General features: G+C 69.8%; 11 protein-coding genes. 3 read left to right on the top strand and 8 right to left on the bottom strand.

The window, feature by feature from the left end; all coding sequences use genetic code 11:
• The first annotated feature begins 57 nt into the window (after positions 1-57).
• The 3 genes from AC1HC7_RS15480 (at position 58) to AC1HC7_RS15470 (ending at position 3,315) form a co-directional block, all read left to right on the top strand.
• The gene (locus tag AC1HC7_RS15480) at positions 58-1,602 is read left to right on the top strand and encodes an ABC transporter substrate-binding protein (protein ID WP_479496139.1); all 1,545 of its coding nucleotides are present in this window, start codon (positions 58-60) and stop codon (positions 1,600-1,602) included.
• Between the two features lie 77 nt (positions 1,603-1,679).
• Positions 1,680-2,675 (top strand): dihydroxyacetone kinase subunit DhaK, encoded by a 996-nt coding sequence (locus AC1HC7_RS15475; protein WP_479499192.1) that lies wholly within the window; start codon positions 1,680-1,682, stop codon positions 2,673-2,675.
• Between the two features lie 4 nt (positions 2,676-2,679).
• Positions 2,680-3,315 (top strand): dihydroxyacetone kinase subunit L, encoded by a 636-nt coding sequence (locus tag AC1HC7_RS15470; RefSeq protein WP_479496137.1) that lies wholly within the window; start codon positions 2,680-2,682, stop codon positions 3,313-3,315.
• A gap of 98 nt (positions 3,316-3,413) precedes the next feature.
• Here the strand turns inward: AC1HC7_RS15470 and AC1HC7_RS15465 are convergent, their stop codons facing one another.
• The 8 genes from AC1HC7_RS15465 to AC1HC7_RS15430 all read right to left on the bottom strand — a co-directional run bounded on the left by AC1HC7_RS15465 (position 3,414) and on the right by AC1HC7_RS15430 (position 12,911).
• Positions 3,414-4,541 (bottom strand): calcium-binding protein, encoded by a 1,128-nt coding sequence (locus tag AC1HC7_RS15465; RefSeq protein ID WP_479499191.1) that lies wholly within the window; start codon positions 4,539-4,541, stop codon positions 3,414-3,416.
• 105 nt (positions 4,542-4,646) lie between these two features.
• Positions 4,647-6,599 (bottom strand): beta-galactosidase, encoded by a 1,953-nt coding sequence (locus tag AC1HC7_RS15460; protein WP_479499190.1) that lies wholly within the window; start codon positions 6,597-6,599, stop codon positions 4,647-4,649.
• Positions 6,596-7,213 (bottom strand): 2-dehydro-3-deoxy-6-phosphogalactonate aldolase, encoded by a 618-nt coding sequence (locus AC1HC7_RS15455; protein ID WP_479496134.1) that lies wholly within the window; start codon positions 7,211-7,213, stop codon positions 6,596-6,598. Before AC1HC7_RS15455 ends, AC1HC7_RS15460 begins: the two co-directional genes overlap by 4 nt.
• Positions 7,200-8,198, bottom strand: coding sequence for a 2-dehydro-3-deoxygalactonokinase (locus AC1HC7_RS15450; RefSeq protein WP_479496133.1), 999 nt, complete (start codon positions 8,196-8,198; stop codon positions 7,200-7,202). The genes AC1HC7_RS15455 and AC1HC7_RS15450 overlap by 14 nt, the downstream gene beginning before the upstream one ends.
• Positions 8,195-8,968, bottom strand: coding sequence for an SDR family NAD(P)-dependent oxidoreductase (locus AC1HC7_RS15445; protein WP_479496132.1), 774 nt, complete (start codon positions 8,966-8,968; stop codon positions 8,195-8,197). Before AC1HC7_RS15445 ends, AC1HC7_RS15450 begins: the two co-directional genes overlap by 4 nt.
• 24 nt (positions 8,969-8,992) lie before the next feature.
• Entirely contained in the window at positions 8,993-11,137 is a 2,145-nt protein-coding gene (locus AC1HC7_RS15440) for an alpha-galactosidase (protein WP_479496131.1), read from the bottom strand.
• The gene (locus tag AC1HC7_RS15435) at positions 11,134-11,982 is read right to left on the bottom strand and encodes a carbohydrate ABC transporter permease (protein ID WP_479496130.1); all 849 of its coding nucleotides are present in this window, start codon (positions 11,980-11,982) and stop codon (positions 11,134-11,136) included. The genes AC1HC7_RS15440 and AC1HC7_RS15435 overlap by 4 nt, the downstream gene beginning before the upstream one ends.
• Positions 11,982-12,911 (bottom strand): carbohydrate ABC transporter permease, encoded by a 930-nt coding sequence (locus AC1HC7_RS15430; protein ID WP_479496129.1) that lies wholly within the window; start codon positions 12,909-12,911, stop codon positions 11,982-11,984. The genes AC1HC7_RS15435 and AC1HC7_RS15430 overlap by 1 nt, the downstream gene beginning before the upstream one ends.
• Between the last annotated feature and the right edge of the window lie 270 nt (positions 12,912-13,181).

The following is a 13,181-nucleotide window of genomic DNA, read 5'->3' as shown; positions in this document are numbered from 1 at the left end:
ACCACAAGAAACAGACAAGCAAAGAACCGAGGAAACGACCAACCAGGAGGAACCAAGATGAGCATTTTCAGCGGGATCACCAGACGGAAATTCATGCGCAACGTGGCGATCAGCGCCGGGGCCGCGGCGGCGAGCCCGGGGCTGATCCGCCCGGCCAATGCGGGGATCGCGGTGCCCCCCGGCAAGAAACTGTTCAAGGACGTGAAGCTCAACTATTTTCAGGATTCCAACTGGCTGCACGCCCCGCTCTGGCTGTCGCCGCTGATCGAGGCCGAGGCCGGGGTCGGCATCGGCGGGCGCGAAAACTACGACGGCGGCGACGCGGTGGCCAAGATCCTGCCGCAACTGCTGTCGCGCAAGCCGCGTTTCGACTGGGTGCAATACCCCAGCCTGTTCTTCGGCGCCTTCGCGGAGACCGGCCAGCTCGAACCCCTCGACGACTACTACGCGCAATACGAGGGCTCGCAGGACTATCTCGACTGGGTGATGCCGGCCTATTCCGAATTCTACACCAAGTGGGACGGCAAGAATTACGGCGTCATGCTGGATGGCGACATCCACGTCATGCATTACCGCAAAAGCTTCTTCGAACGCGCCGACCTGCAGGGAAAATTCTCCAAACGCTTCCAGCGCAATCTGGAGGTGCCCAAGACCTGGGACGACTTCATCGACGTGACCCAGTTCATGACCGAGGAACTGTCGGGCGAAGGCGTCTACGGCGCCTCCATGGTGGTCAACCCGCCCAGCTTCGGCTGGGGCTTCTGGATGAACATCGCGGCCTCCGCCGGGGTCAATTATTTCGACGAGAACATGAACCCGGTGATCAACCAGGGCAAGGCCGCCGAAGCGCTCGACATCTACAAGGAAATCATCAAGTTCGGCCCCCCGGGCGCCGAGGCCATGGACATCGGCACCACCATCCAGCGCTGGCAGTCGGGCTCCGACGTGATGTCGATCTGGTGGATCGACCTCGCCGAATTCACCGTCCAGCAGCAGGGCGTCGAACGCGCCGAGGACCAGCGCGCCGCCATCGTCCCGGGCTGGAAGAACGACGACGGCTCCATCACCAACCGGGCCATGTCGCTGTGGTGCCGCACCGCCTCGATCCCCAAGAACCTGCCCCAGGACGTGAAGGACGCGGCGTTCTACTTCATCTACCGCATGTCGCACCCGGATTATTCCAACGAATTCGTGGCCGACGAATATTGCGGCTCCGATCCCTACGGCAAGACCCATTACGGCAAGGCGGCGGCTGAGCTGTATCTCCAGCCCAACCCCCAGCGCGGCACCGACAACGAGCTGTGGAAAACCAACTCCGGCATCTTCAAGACCATGGGCACCGCCGAAAACCACCTCGACGCGGGTCTCGCCAATATCGAGGTCGGCTACCCGCAGCTGTTCTGGGAAGGCGCGCCCGAATACGCCGACGCGCTGGGGCGCAACATCTCCAAGGCGGTGTCGGGCACGCTGACCAGCCAGCAGGCGCTGGACGAGGCGGCCGAGGAATGGGTGAAGATCTCCCAGAAACTGGGGCTCGACAGCCAGAAGCGCCAGTATCTGAACTTCATCAACGGCGCGCGCAAGCTGGGCTACAAGATCTAGCCGGCGCCGCGCCGTCCGGGGCGGGCGCCCGCCCGCCCCGGACGCATGCGTGGCGGCACGCGCAAGGGAACATCACCATGAAGAAAATCCTCAACGACCCGGCGGATTACGTCGACGAGATGCTGTCCGGCATGTGCGCCGCCCATCCCGAAAACTACGCCCAGCCCACCCCCCGGGTGATCGCCCGCGCCAGCGGCGCCGTCCCGGGCAAGGTCGGCGTGGTCACCGGCGGCGGCTCGGGGCATCTGCCGGTGTTCACCGGCTATGTGGGCCAGGGGCTGCTCGACGCGGCGGCGATCGGCGCGGTGTTCGCCTCGCCCTCCGCCGACCAGATGGCCGACGCCATGCGCGCCGCCAGCGGCGGGGCCGGGGTGCTGCGGCTCTATGGCAATTACGGCGGCGACGTGATGAATTTCGACATGGCCGGCGAGATGGTCGAGATGGAGGACGACATCGACTCGACCACCGTGCTGCTCGCCGACGACGTGGCCAGCGCCCCGCCCGAAGACTCCGAAAAGCGCCGCGGCGTCGCCGGCATGGTCTACGCCTTCAAGACCGCCGGGGCGATGGCCGAGACCATGGCCGATCTGGCCGAGGTGACGCGGATCGCGCAGAAAACCGCCGACAATTGCCGCTCCATCGGCATGGCGCTCACCTCCTGCACCGTGCCCGAGGCCGGCAAGCCGACCTTCGAGATCGCCGAGGATGAAATGGAAATGGGCATGGGCATCCATGGCGAGCCGGGCATCTGGCGCGACAAGCTCAGGCCCGCCGACGAGATCACCGCCGAAATGCTCGACCGTCTGCTCGCCGACATGCCGCTGGCGCGCGGCGACCGGGTGTCGCTGATGGTGAATTCGCTGGGCGCCACCCCGGCCGAGGAACTCTACATCATGTATGCCAAGGCGAAATCCATGCTCGACGCGGCGGGCGTGACCATCGTCATGCCGCTGGTGGGGCGCTACGCCACCTCCATGGAAATGACCGGCGCCACCATGACCGTCTGCCGGCTCGACGACGAACTGGAAACGCTGCTCAGGGCCCCGGCCTCCTGCGCCTTCTGGCGGGTCTGATCCCATGGGCGGGCTCACCACCGACAGCCTGCGCGCCGGGATCGGCGCGCTGGCCCCGCACATGGTCGCCTGGGCCGACGATCTCAACGCCGCCGACGGGCGGCTCGGCGACGGCGATCTGGGCATCACCATGCAGCGGGGCATGGCCGAACTCGCCGCCATCGCCGACGACCTGCCCGATGATCTGGGCATGGCGTTTCTGGCCTGCGCCAAGGCCTTCACCCGGGTCTCGGGGTCCAGCTACGGCACCCTGCTGGCCACCGGATTGATGAGCGCCGCCAAGGCCTGCAAGGGACGGACCGCGGCGCCGTGGTCCGAAATCCCCGATCTGCTGGCCGGGGCGCAGGCGGCGATGATGAAACGCGGCAAGGCGGCGCTCGGCGACAAGACCGTGCTCGACGGGCTCGACGCCATGCGCGCCGCCTGCGCCGGGCTCGACGCCGCCGACATCCGGCCGGCGCCCCTGCGCGCCGCCTGCGAACGCGCCGCCGCCGCGGCGCTCGACGATTTCCGCGACCGCCAGTCGAAACTCGGGCGGGCGCGCATGTATGGCGCGAAAAGCGTCGGGCTCGACGATCCCGGCATGCTGGCCCTGCAACGCGTGGTCGAGGGCCTGTCCGGGGCGTTGGCGCACCCCTGACCCCTGACGCCGCCCGCTCCGGGCCACGCGTCAGGGGCGCGCAATCGCCATGGCGAAATGAAGGGCGGACCGGATCCCGACCCGCCCCGTGAAAAACCTCAGAAGATGAAATCGCTTGCGGTGATGGAAGCGACGCTGACGCCCTTGAGGAAAATCTGCAAATCATAGTCGGCGTCCAGATCGATCAGCACCCCGCCCGCGGCGTCGAACACATTGGGCTGCACGTCGGTGGCGTAGTTCAGCATGCCCATGCGGCTTAAATCGATCTTGTCGGCGCTCTGCAGGTCATGGACCGTGTCGAACCCGCCCTTGGCGGCGAACACGAACACGTCGGCGCCGCCGCCGCCGCGCAGGTCGTCATCGCCGCGCTGGCCGAACACCGTGTCATTGCCGGCGCCGCCGCGCAGTTCGTCGTCGCCATTGCGCCCATACAGCGTGTCATCCCCGAGGCTGCCGCGCATCTGGTCGTCGAAGCGGCCGCCGCGCAGGATGTCGGCGCCGGCCTGCCCGTCCACCCAATCCTCCACATGGCCCCCGCGGCCCTTGTAGATGTCTGCGCCTTCGCCAAGCTGGACGAAATCGATCTCGCCGCGATTGACCACCACGTCGGCGCCGCCGCGGGTAATGACCCCGCCGTCGACGGATCCGAAATTGCGCAGGGTGTCCTTGTCGTCGCTGCCGTCAAAGCCGTAGCTCTGGCCCGAGATGCTGCCCCGGTTGATCACGACGGCCACCCCGTCCAGATGGTCGATGCCGCCGAATCCGCCGGTGATGTCGCCGAAATTGACGATGCGCGTGTCCGACGTGCCGGAGCTTGTCACGATGGCGTCGCTCTTGCCTGCGATCGTGCCGTGATTGTTGATCTTGATCGATCCGCCGGAATCTGAGACGCGCGCGTCGATCGCGTCGTCGCCGGAATACATGTCGCCCTGATTGCTGACGAATACATACGCGGAGAACCTCGCCAGCAGCCCGTCCTGCTGCGCCGTCCCCAAGGCGCCGTTCTGGCCGACAAACAGATCCAGCGCCGATCCGGCCATGTCGATGGCGTTGCCGGCGCTCGAATGCAGGCCGCCCAGCGCCACGATGTCGACGCTGCTGCCGGTGGTGGTGGTGATGGCGTCGCCGGTCACCGCCAGCGCGCCCTGCGCGCCGATGAAGCCGGTTTCGCCGCTGACCAGCGAGCGCGCCGTCGTTGATCCGCCGAAAAGCGTGAAAGAAGCCATGATGAAATCCCCCGGAAAACACGGCGGCCCCGATTGGTCCGACATGCGGGAGGTTAAGGGCGACTCCTCGTTCCGCCCAATGCAAAATCGTCGCGCCTATTCGGCTCAGCGCCGGCGCAGCATCGCCACGCCGCCGGGCGCCAGGGTCGCCGGCGCCGCCGCCCACCCCGCCCCGAGGTCGCCGGGTTCAACCGGTTCGGCGTTGTAATTGAAGGCAAACCGCCAGTCGCCCGCGTCGCGGACCCGCACCCCCTCGGGCAGGTTCAGCACCGGCAACCCCGCCTCGGCGCAGGCCTCGGCGACGATCCGGTCCAGCGCCGCGCGATCCGGCCAGCCGGCCAGATACCGCAAGCCCCCCTGCGCGATCAGCGCCGGCGCGCCGTCCGCGTCCGTCTCGCGGATTTCGGCCAGCGGCCCGGTTTCGACGATCTCGCGCCACAGCCGGAACGCCCCGCCCCGGGCCAGCGGCGCCGGGGCGTTGGGCCGCAGGGATTCCGCATGCGCGACCCGCAGATCCAGCATCCCGGGGGGCAGATCCGGCGGCAGCCGGGCGGGAATGGCGAAATCCCGGGTCTTGGCCCCCGTGCGCGGCCCGATCAGCGCCGTGCCGGCGAAATCCGCCAGCGCCGCGACCATCGCCGGGCGCCAGCGCATCAGCCCCGGGATCGCCGCCAGACGATAGGCGCCCAGGTCGCCGGCGTCCGGGCGCAGGATGTCAACGGACAGCCCCGCCCGGCGCAGCGCGCGATAAAAATCGAAGGCCAGCGCGAACCCGTCGAATCCGCGCCCCTGCGGCTGCGCAGCCCAGCCCCAGACGGATTCGTAGTCGAAAACCAGCGCCGCATGCGCCGGCCCGGTCGCGACCGCGGGCGCGGCGGCGATCTCGCGCGCCACCTCCGCCGCCTCGGCCAGCCCCGGCGCCGGCGCGCCGTCGGGGCGCAGCAGCCCCGCATGCATCTGTTCCTGCGCGAAGGGCGCCTGGCGCCAGCGGAACCAGCACAGCGCCTCGGCGCCGTGGGCGAAGGCCTCCCAGGCCCAGAGCCGCAGCATCCCCGGCATCGGCGCCGGGTTCCACGGAGCCCAGTTCACCGGCCCGGGCTGCTGCTCCATCACCCAGAACCGCCCCCGCCCGACGGCGCGATACAGGTCATGGTGAAACGCCTGGAAATCCGGATCCCCCTGGCGCAGAAACCGCCGCTTCCAGGCGTCGTCGGCGCCGATGCGGTCTTCCAGAAACCCCAGCGGATAGCTGTCCCAACTGGCCGCGTCCAGATCCTCGCCAAGCCGGAAATGATCGAAATCCACCGAGCGCCCCATGAAATTATGCAGGATCGGGCGTCCCGGGGCGTGGCGGCGGATGATCGCGCATTGCCGCGCGTTGAACGCCGCCACCTGATCCGAGCTGAACCGGCGAAAATCCAGCGCATGCGCCGGGTTGGGCTCGGTCACCGTCAGGTTCGGCGGGTCGATCTCGGCGAAATCGCCGTATTCCATGCTCCAGAACACCCCGCCCCAGGCCGCGTTCAGCGCCGCGACGTCTTCGTAGCGCCGCGCCAGCCAGCCCCGGAACGCCGCCGCCGCCGCGTCGCTGTAGGACAGCGCGGTGTCATGGCAGCCGTATTCGTTGTCTGTCTGCCAGGCCGCCACGGCGGGATGCGCGCCATAGCGCGCCGCCAGCGCCGCGACGATGCGCGCGCAGTCGTCGCCATACCCCGCATGGCTGAAACAGTAATGCCGGCGCGACCCGAACGCCCTGATCCGCCCCTCGGCGTCGCGCGCCAGCATGTCGGGATGGCGCGTCAGCATCCAGCGCGGCGGCGTGGCGGTGGGCGTGCCCAGCACCACCTTCAGCCCGGCCCCGGCCAGCGTATCGACGGCCCGATCCAGCCAGCCGAAATCGAACCGTCCCGGTTCCGGTTCGATCCGGCGCCAGGCGAATTCGCCGATCCGAACCCAGGTCAGCCCGGTCTCGGCCATGCGTCGCGCGTCCGCCGCCCATTCGCTTTCCGGCCAATGTTCGGGATAGTAGCAAACGCCAAGCGCCCGATCCACGCTCATGCCCCCGAACCGAACGCCGCGTCATGCGCGGCGGCGGCGGCGGCGGCGCGGCGCCTGACCTCCGCCGCCGGGGCCCCGGGGCGATACAGGCTCGACCCCAGCCCGAACCCGTCGCAGCCCGCCGCGGCGTAGGGCGCGAAATCCGGCGCATCGACCCCCCCGACCGCATAGACCGGCACGGCGGCGGGCAGCACCGCGCGCAGCGCCTTCACCCCGGCGGCGCCCATCAGGAACGCCGGGAACAGCTTCAATCCGTCCGCTCCCGCCCGCAACGCCATGAAGCATTCCGTCGGCGTGAACGCCCCGGGCCAGGATGCGAGCCCCAGCGCCTTCGTGCGCCCGATCACCGCCGCGTCGACATTGGGCGAGACGACGAACCGCGCCCCCGCCCCGGCGACGGCCTCGACCTCGTCGGCGCTCAGCACCGTGCCGGCGCCGATCAGCGCCCGGTCCCCGGCGGCGGAGGTCATGGCGGCGATGCTGGCCAGCGGGTCGGGCGAATTCAGCGTCACCTCGATGCGGGTGACGCCGCCGGCGATCAGCGCGGCGGCGATCTCGCCGGCCTCGCCGGGCGCCACCCCGCGCAGGATGGCGATCAGCCTACGATGACGCATCGAAATTCTCCCTCAGCAGGTCATGGGCGGATCGCAGCCCGTCCAGCGTCAGCGCGGCGGCGTCCTCGACCCGGGACTCGCGCCCCAGAACAGTCAGCGCCCGGGCGTAGAGCCGCGACAGCGCCCCGTCGCCGATCAACGTCACTTCGCCGCCGCCCGCATCGGCGCGCCCATCCAGCGCGTCGGCCAGTTCCAGCCCGATCAGCAGCCCCGACAGGGTCGCGCGCGCCGCGCTCGGCGACAGATCGCCGATCAGGTTGGCGGCGCGGATCGCGAACAGCCGCCGCGACCATCTGGCAGGCGCGGCGGCGGCGGCGGCCACCGCCTGCGCGAAGGCCGCGTCCGACCAGTCGCGCCCGCCCGTGTTGTGGCGCAGCACCGTGGCCGAGGAAATCGCCGCGAACAATTCGCCGGTCATGTAGGTGTGAAACCACGCCGTCCGGCCGCCCGCCACCCAGGCCCATTTGCTGTGGGTGCCCGGCAGGCAGACCAGCCCGGCGAAATCCGGGGCCGCGCGCAGCAGCCCGGCCAACTGGGTTTCCTCGCCGCGCATCACGTCGGGCTCGCCGGTCTGGCGCAGGCCCGGCAGGATGCGCACCGCAAGGCGCGGGTCGCTGGCCGGGGCGCGCACCGCCGCGGCGGCAATCGCGGCCAGCGGCCGGTCGAGCGCGCAATACGGCGCCTGCGCCCAGCCCTCGCGCGATCCGACCATGCCGCAGATCACCACCGGCGTCGCCCGCCCCGGCGTCAGCCAGTCATCGACCAGCCGCAGCAGCGCCGCCTCGAAATCCTCCGGGGCCAGCCGGCCCATGCCCTCGTCGCCGGCGCGGGCGGCGCGCGCCGCGCCGGCGTCGTCCATGGCCCAGACCCGCAGCCGGCTGGCGCCCCAGTCGGCGGCGATCCAGTCGGCCCGGATCGGATCGGCGCCGGTCGCGCCCGCGATCCCGTCCCCGGCGGCCCCGCCCATGCCCCGCGCGCCGCTCATCCCGTCACCACGACGCCGCCGTCGACCACCAGCGCCTGCCCGGTGATCATCCGCGAGGCCCCCGAGGCCAGGAACAGCGTCGCATCGACGATGTCGCGCGGGACCAGATGGGTTTTCAGGCATTGCCGCTCCAGATGCGCCGCCAGCGATTCGGGCGAGGCCCAAAGCTCCATCTGCCGCTCCGTCAGCACCCAGCCGGGCATCAGCGCGTTGACCCTGATCCCGTCGGGGCCAAGTTCGCGCGCCAGCGCGCGTGTCAGCCCGGCGATCCCGGCCTTGGCGGCGACATAGGCGGGATAGCCGGCATTGCCCATCATGTAGGAGATCGACGAGAAATTGACGATCGCGCCGCCCCCCGCCGCCGCCATCCCCGGCGCCGCCGCCTGCGCGGCGAAGAAATGCGGCCGCAGGTTGACGTCGAACGACGCGTCCCATTCCGCCGGCCCGTAATCCTGCAGCCCGTGGCGGCGGTCATTGGCGGCGTTGTTGACCAGAACCCGGATCGCGCCATGGGCGGCGGCGGCCTCGGCCATCGCCCCCTGCAGGGCCGCGACATCGGTCACGTCGCAGCGCAGGAACAGCGGCCGCGCGCCGTGCTTTCGGTCCATCGCGTCGCAAAACCCGGCGGCGTCGGAGCGCTGCACGAAGGCGACCCGCGCCCCCTGCTCCAGAAACCCCTCGCTCAGCGCCGCGCCGATGCCGGCGCCGCCGCCGGTCAGGAACACGCTGGCGCCGGTCAGATCATGAAATGCGCAGGTTCGCTGGGTCACCGGGTCGCCTCCCCTGGCTGAAATTCACGTTTCATCCGCAAGCCTCTCGCCCTCGATCAGCCACATGGTCTGGGCGAATCCGATCGGCGTCTGGATCCCGGCGCGCATCAGCGCCGCGCCGCTGAGATTCAAGCCCTCCGGCGCGCAGAGCGGGCTGTCAAAGCGGCGGCAGACATTGCCCGGGATCGCCCCGGGATTGGCCAGCCGCAGCCGGTAGCGCCGCGCCGGGTCCAGCCCCGCCAGCCGCAGCGGCGCCGGGGCGGCGCGATCGGGCGCCTCGGCGATGCCGACAAACGCCGCGAACCGCCCGCCATCCGCCGCCACAGTCACCTCCGCGATCATCCCGCGCGCCGCGTCCAGCCGGTGCAGCCGCCCGCCATGCAGCCAGCCGCGATTGGCCTTCCACCACCGCGCCGCGCGGGCCAGCGTCTCCGCCTCCGCGTCGGTCAGTTCGCGCGGGTCCAACTCGAACCCCATATGCCGCTGCGCCGCCACCAGGGCGCGGAACTCCATCTCCGCCACCCGCCCCGAGGTGTGGCACACCCGCGGCCCGACATGGCTGCCGGTGATCTCGGGGGGCAGGAACAGCGCCGCCACATGCTGCATGCGCAGTCGTTCCAGCGCATCATTGGAATCCGACAGCCAGACCCGGTGCATGCGCCCCAGCACCCCGTAATCGACGCGCCCCCCGCCCGAGGCGCAGGATTCGATCTCCACCCCCGGATGCGCCGCCCGCAACCGGTCGACCAGCGCGTAGAACGCCCGCGTCTGCGCCGCGTAGGCCGCCCGCCCGTCAGCGCCCGAGGCCATGACCAACCCCCGGTTGTGATCCCATTTCAGATATTCGACGCGATGCGCCGACAGCAGCCCGTCAAGCGCCGCGAACAGATGCGCGGCGACCTCCGCGCGCCCCAGATCCAGCACCTGCTGATGTCGCCCCGTCACCGGCGCGTGCGGCGGGGTCTGCAAGATCCAGTCGGGATGGGCGCGCAGCAGATCGCTGTCGGGATTGGCCATTTCAGGTTCCACCCACAGCCCGAACCCCATGCCCAGCGCGTTGACCTCGCCGATCAGCGGGTCCAGCCCGTCAGGGAACTTCGCCCGGTCCGCCTGCCAGTCGCCCAGGCCGGCCCGGTCATCGCGCCGCCCGCGAAACCAGCCGTCATCCAGCACGAACCGCTCCGCCCCCAGCGCCGCCGCGCGCCGCGCCAGATCGCCCAGCACCGCCGGGTCATGATCGAAATACACCGCCTCCCAGCAGTTGAAATGCAGCGGCCGCGCCGGGACGGGGAACCGCACCGCCGCCCGCGCATGATCGTGAAACGCATGCGCGATCCCGTTCAGCCCGGCGCCCGAATAGACCGCGAGCAGCTCCGGCGTCTCATGCGCCGCCCCCGGCGCCAGCCGGACCTCGCCCGGGCGCAGCAGCGCGCCGAACTGGATCTGGCGGCGCCCGTCGGGGATTTCCTCGGCCAGCATCCGGTGCCCGCCCGACCAGCTCAGATGCCAGGCCCAGGCCTCGCCGGCGCAATTCGCGCAGCCCGGCCCCGGCGCCGCCAGCCCGGGGAAATGTTCGGGCCCCGAGCGCCCGGTCCGGCTTTCGCGCAGCCAGGCGCCCAGCCGCCAGGGCGCGCTGGTCTGCTGGAATTCGCGCCGCCAGCGCCCGTCAAACCCGATGATCTCGGCGCTGCATTCGGGCGCCGGCAGCGCCGGGGCGGCCAGCCAGGCCAGATCATAGGGCGCGTCGCCGATGTTGCGCAGCCGGCTTCGCGCCGCGATCATGCCGCTTGCCGGGTCCATGCGCAGGCGCAGCGTCAAGGCCAGCCCCGCGGCCTTGTCCTCGGCCTCGAACGCCAGCGAGCCCGGGGCGAGCGTCGCGTCGCGCAGCGTGAACCGCGCCGCCCAGCGCCGCCCGTCGGCGCCGGCGCCGATCAGCCCCGGATGGCCCATGAAGCCGCGGCTGTCCTCGGGGCACAGGCTCATGGGCGCCGGATCGTCGAGCATCGCCCCCCCGACCGCGCGCCGCCGCGCCAGCGCCAGCGCCGCCAGGTCCTCGTCATCGGGCAGCCGCGCCCCCCACCAGACGCATTCCGGCAGGCCGTCGTCGAACGCCGCCAGAACCAGCGTCGCGTCGCGCGCGTCAAGCCGCCATGTCGCCGGCGCGCTCACTTCACCGCGCCAAGCGTCAGCCCGGCGATGAAATGCTTTTGCATCAGGAAGAACATGATCACCGGCGGCAGCGCCGCGACGATCGACCCGGCCGAGACCAGATGCCACGCCGCCACCCACTGGCCGTTCAGCGAATACAGCCCGGCGGTCACCGGCTGGGTGTCCGCGCTTTGGGTCAGCACCGTGGCCCAGAAATAATCGTTCCAGATGAAGGTGAAGATCAGCACGCTCAGCGCCGCGATCGCCGGGCGCATCAGCGGCAGCACCACGAACCAGAAGATGCGCAATTCGCTCACCCCCTCGACCCGCGCCGCCTCGATCAGCTCGAACGGCAGGGCGCGGATGAAATTGCGCATGAACAGGGTGCAGAACCCGGTCTGGAACGCGACGTGGAACAGCACCAGCCCCAATGACGTGTCATACAGCCCCAGGCTCAGCGTCAGGTCGCGCACCGGCACCATCAGGATCTGGAACGGCACGAAATTGCCGGCGATGAACAGGAAGAACACCGCCAGATTGAACCGGAACCGGTAAACCCCCAGCGCGAACCCGGTCATGCAGGACAGCGCCACCGCGCCCGCCACCGTGGGGATCGTCACCTTGAAGGAATTCAGGATGTAGCCGCCGATCGGCGAATTTTCGAAGATCGCCGCATAGTTTTCCGTCAGGTTGAATTCCCGCGGCCAGCCCCAGTAGTTGCCCGCCGCGATGTCCCCGGCGCTGCGGATCGAGGTCAGCATCACCGCCAGCAGCGGGATCAGCCAGATCAGCAGACTTACGGGCAGGGCGACGCGGTAGAGCGCCCGCGTCGCCGGGCGGGTCTTTTCGATCGGCGTCGGAAACATCAGCCGCCCTCCCGTTCGGCGCGGCGCAGGGACCACAGGAACCCGGAAATGTAGACCATCATGATCGCGAACAGCACCACCGCGATCGCCGCGCCGTAGCCCATGCGAAACCCGTATTCAGACAGCGCCTGCTCGTACATGTAATAGGCCAGCACCCGGCTGGACCCGTAGGGGCCGCCATCGGTCATGATCGACACCAGGTCGAACGAGCGCAGCGCCCCGATCACCGTCACCACCATGGCGATGAAACTGGCCGGGCGCAGCTGCGGCAGCACCACGAACCACAGCATCTTCCAGCCCTTGGCGCCATCGAGCCGCCCGGCCTCGATCTGCTCGGGATCCACCGCGTTCAGCCCGGTCAGATACAGGATCATGCAATAGGCGGTCTGGGGCCACAGCCCGGCGAAGATGATGCCGTAGGTGACGTAATCCTCGTCGGCGAGAATGGCGATCGGCTCCAGCCCCGCCAGGCGCAGCGCCTCGGCCAGCAGCCCGAAGGACGGATCGTAGAACCAGGTGAAGACCAGCCCCACCACCACCTGACTGATCACGAAGGGAAAGAAGAACAGCGATTTGCACAGCCGTATCCCGAAGACGTTCTGATTGAGGAAAAGCGCCGCGAACAGCCCCGCGGGCACCGCCAGCATGTAAAGCCCCAGCCACAGCAGGTTGTTCCACAACGAGGTGTAGAACGCCTCGTCATCGAACAGCTCCGCGTAATTGGCCAGCCCGATGAAGGTTTTCGCGCCGATCCCGTCCCATTCGTAAAGGCTGATGGCCATGGACTGAAAGATCGGAATGATCACGTAGATCAGGAACATCAGCACCCCGGGCGCCAGAAACAGCCAGGGCGCGAGCGCCCGCTGACGACGTTTCCAAACGCTGCGCCCAGGACCGGCGGGCGGCGGAGTCGCGGCGGCGTTGGTCATCATGCTCTCCATGATCGCTTTTTTCGTTCGGCGTGCTGGATTCGGCGACCGGGTCGGCGGACGGTTCAGCGCGCCGGCGGCAGGCTGCGCGGCGCTCCGAAACGTGAAATCATCATGTTTCCGCGGGTTGAACTTGCGCTCACGCGGGAGCGCCCGACGATCAAGAAGGGGACCACGGGGCCGGGGCGGGGGGGGGGGCCGCCGGCCCCCCCCCCGGCCCGGGCCAACCGGCAGCCGCCCCCGCCCGGGGACGCGCGACGGGCGGGAGAG

It is taken from the genome of Oceanicella sp. (assembly GCF_056449545.1).
Note: the sequence above shows the minus strand (reverse complement) of the source record. Positions and strands in the feature narration are given on the sequence as shown.

Bases quoted from the DNA above. Each gene is read 5' to 3' on its own strand.
- AC1HC7_RS15435 (WP_479496130.1), bottom strand. From the start codon at position 11,982: ATGTTTCCGACGCCGATCGAAAAGACCCGCCCGGCGACGCGGGCGCTC.
- AC1HC7_RS15430 (WP_479496129.1), bottom strand. From the start codon at position 12,911: ATGACCAACGCCGCCGCGACTCCGCCGCCCGCCGGTCCTGGGCGCAGC.
- AC1HC7_RS15455 (WP_479496134.1), bottom strand. From the start codon at position 7,213: ATGCGTCATCGTAGGCTGATCGCCATCCTGCGCGGGGTGGCGCCCGGC.
- AC1HC7_RS15465 (WP_479499191.1), bottom strand. From the start codon at position 4,541: ATGGCTTCTTTCACGCTTTTCGGCGGATCAACGACGGCGCGCTCGCTG.
- AC1HC7_RS15450 (WP_479496133.1), bottom strand. From the start codon at position 8,198: ATGAGCGGCGCGCGGGGCATGGGCGGGGCCGCCGGGGACGGGATCGCG.
- AC1HC7_RS15470 (WP_479496137.1), top strand. From the start codon at position 2,680: ATGGGCGGGCTCACCACCGACAGCCTGCGCGCCGGGATCGGCGCGCTG.
- AC1HC7_RS15460 (WP_479499190.1), bottom strand. From the start codon at position 6,599: ATGAGCGTGGATCGGGCGCTTGGCGTTTGCTACTATCCCGAACATTGG.
- AC1HC7_RS15480 (WP_479496139.1), top strand. From the start codon at position 58: ATGAGCATTTTCAGCGGGATCACCAGACGGAAATTCATGCGCAACGTG.
- AC1HC7_RS15475 (WP_479499192.1), top strand. From the start codon at position 1,680: ATGAAGAAAATCCTCAACGACCCGGCGGATTACGTCGACGAGATGCTG.